The sequence below is a fragment of the Peribacillus sp. NPDC056705 genome, from assembly GCF_043656335.1.
The window spans coordinates 1-2550 of the sequence record NZ_JBHTYI010000100.1 but is presented as its reverse complement, the minus strand read 5'-3'; the positions used below and the strand labels follow the sequence as shown (position 1 = coordinate 2550).

The following is a 2550-nucleotide window of genomic DNA, read 5'->3' as shown; positions in this document are numbered from 1 at the left end:
CCTTGTGCCGGGAGCTTGGTTTCGCGCAGGTGTACATGCTTACACCGCACGTGCTAAGCACGGAGCTGAACGTCAACCCGAATCGTCCGCGCGGACCCGAAGGCCATAAAGGCACTTTCGGTCATGTGTTGACGGTTGGAGGCAGCCGCACCATGTCGGGGGCCGGTCTGCTTGCTTCCCGCGCCGCGCTCCGCACCGGGTGCGGACTTGTAAGCTGGGCGGTGCCCGATTCACTTGTGCTTCCGCTAAGCGGTACCGCGCCGGAAGTGATGCTGGTTCCCGGGACGGACTCGCTCAGTGGAGGCTGCTGGAACCTGGCTTCCGCTGAACGAGTGCTGGAACTGGTGCAATCAGGGGATGTCATGGCTGTGGGCCCGGGCCTGGGACGCTTCGAGGACGATACGGCCTGGATTCTCCGTCTGTGGGAAGAGTGGGAAGGCCCTTTGGTCATCGATGCGGATGCACTCAACATGCTATCCGACTCCCAGGACTTGCGCCACTTGAAACGTAGACCGGCTGCGACCGTATTGACGCCGCATCCAGGGGAAATGTCCCGACTGCTGGGTATACCGACAGCACGGCTGCAGCAGGACCGCATCGGTGCTGCGGTCAGCTTCGCGTCAGAGCACGGCGTTACGCTTGTGCTCAAAGGCGCGCGTACCGTTGTGGCTGCGCCCGACGGCACGGCTTACATCAACACCACCGGCACCTCCGGCATGGCCACCGGAGGTGCCGGGGACGTGCTGACCGGCATCATCGCCAGCTTGCTGGCGCAAGGATATGCCGGTCCGGCGGCAGCCGCCCTTGGGGTGTGGCTGCACGGTCGCGCCGGCGAACAGGCCGCGCGGCTTCGCAATCACCCCGCATCCATCATCGCGGGGGATATCATCGAGGCGCTCTAATTGAGAGCGCCTTTTTGGCGCATACGTCTCAACCGCCAAACCGGATGACTCCCATCAGAGAACCCAGCAGAGCAGCGGGATGATGAGAGCGAAGAAGAGGGTGACCAAAGAGGTGCGAGAGAAGGCATGCTTACCCCATAGAAACATAAGGAGCGTTAACGCGCCTACGATAGCTCGTGCCCATTGCTGTTCTTCCGGACCATCCAAGAACAAGGCAAAGAATAGAAAACCGGTGGCCCCATATAAGGCAGCTTGTTTGGGGATGCGTTGCAGAGGAATAAAGGATAGGATCGCATCTGCTACCAGCGAAGCAGTTAGCGCATAGCCATATACCCAGTACTCGTTCGGCATTGAGATTCCCAGCCATTGGGATAGCTGGTCGGCCCCATTTGGCCATATCCATCCGGCCAGCGCCAGGATCAGCATGATCATGCCGCTGCTTGCCAGTTTGTTCAAGGCGTAATACCCCATGTCCATGCGGCTGGATCCCTTGTAATCCATATTCATTGATTCACGTCCTTTTGTTCTACATATGACAGTTTCAAATCTCGGATCTCGGTTGACAGCTAAGTAGTTACCATCTGCCCGCCATTCACGTGGATCGACTGTCCAGTGACGTACGCTGAATCGATAGGGGAGGCAAGATATACATATGCCGGTGCCAGTTCGTATGGCTGGGCCGCTCGTTTCATGGGGGAATCGGTGCCGAACACGGCGACATCCTCTGCAGCGAAGCTGGATGGGATTAGCGGTGTCCATACGGGCCCCGGTGAGACGGAATTTACGCGTATACCTTGCTCGACCAGACTGAGCGCCAATGAGCGGGTTAATGAGACGATGGCGCCCTTGGTCGACGAATAATCAATCAGCTCTTTGAAGCCGGTATAAGCCGTGATGGAAGCCGTATTGATGATCGAGGCGCCGGATTTCATGTGCGGCAGCGCAGCTTGAATCATGAAGAAGAATGGGAAGATATTCGTCTGAAAGGTGTGGTGGAGCTGTTCTTCCGTAATGTCGAGAATGCTGTGCTGCACATACTGGACGGCGTGGTTGTTGACAAGAACGTCGATCCTGCCGAAGCGGCTGATCGTTTCCTGGATAACCTTTTCACAGTTCTGCTTGTAGCGCAGATCAATTTTGACCAGAATGCAGCGCCTTCCAAGCTGCTCGATCCGCTGCTTCACTAGCTCGGCATCAGACGTTTCATATAGATAGGGAATGACCAGATCGGCCCCTTCCTTGGCAAAAGCGATGGCGGTCGCTTTCCCGATTCCGCTGTCACCGCCGGTGACAATCGCGACTCGATCCTCCAATTTACCGCTGCCGCGGTATGCGGGGTCCTCGTTGATCGGACGGGGAGACATCAGGCTCTCAAGTCCAGGCTGATGGGATTGATGTTGTGGAGGAAAAGCGATGGGCTGATCCTCGTATACTGTTGTGGAGCCGACGTACGGAAGGGGATGTTGCGGTTTCATATAATACCTCCTGATTCATGACGTTTCTTGGGGAATGGTGATGTTGTATCTCTATGCATTCGCCCAGACCAGGGTGCAGGCACATGCGAAGAAGCTATTTTTACCGCAACGGTTAGCACGCGATGTGGTAGAATATTTCCAATATGATACAGCGCTATGGGGAGGCAGAATGC

General features: G+C 56.7%; 3 protein-coding genes. 1 reads left to right on the top strand and 2 read right to left on the bottom strand.

Going from position 1 to position 2550, the window contains the following annotated elements; genetic code table 11:
- Positions 1-902, top strand: a 902-nt coding sequence (locus ACFRAK_RS27690) for an NAD(P)H-hydrate dehydratase (RefSeq protein WP_394572988.1), incomplete at its 5' end; no start/stop codon positions are given.
- 54 nt (positions 903-956) lie between these two features.
- Here the strand turns inward: ACFRAK_RS27690 and ACFRAK_RS27685 are convergent.
- Entirely contained in the window at positions 957-1409 is a 453-nt protein-coding gene (locus ACFRAK_RS27685; protein ID WP_394572987.1) for a hypothetical protein, read from the bottom strand.
- A gap of 59 nt (positions 1410-1468) precedes the next feature.
- Positions 1469-2377, bottom strand: coding sequence for an SDR family oxidoreductase (locus ACFRAK_RS27680; protein WP_394572986.1), 909 nt, complete (start codon positions 2375-2377; stop codon positions 1469-1471).
- Positions 2378-2550 lie beyond the last annotated feature (173 nt).

Bases quoted from the DNA above. Each gene is read 5' to 3' on its own strand.
- ACFRAK_RS27685 (WP_394572987.1), bottom strand. From the start codon at position 1,409: ATGAATATGGATTACAAGGGATCCAGCCGCATGGACATGGGGTATTAC.
- ACFRAK_RS27680 (WP_394572986.1), bottom strand. From the start codon at position 2,377: ATGAAACCGCAACATCCCCTTCCGTACGTCGGCTCCACAACAGTATAC.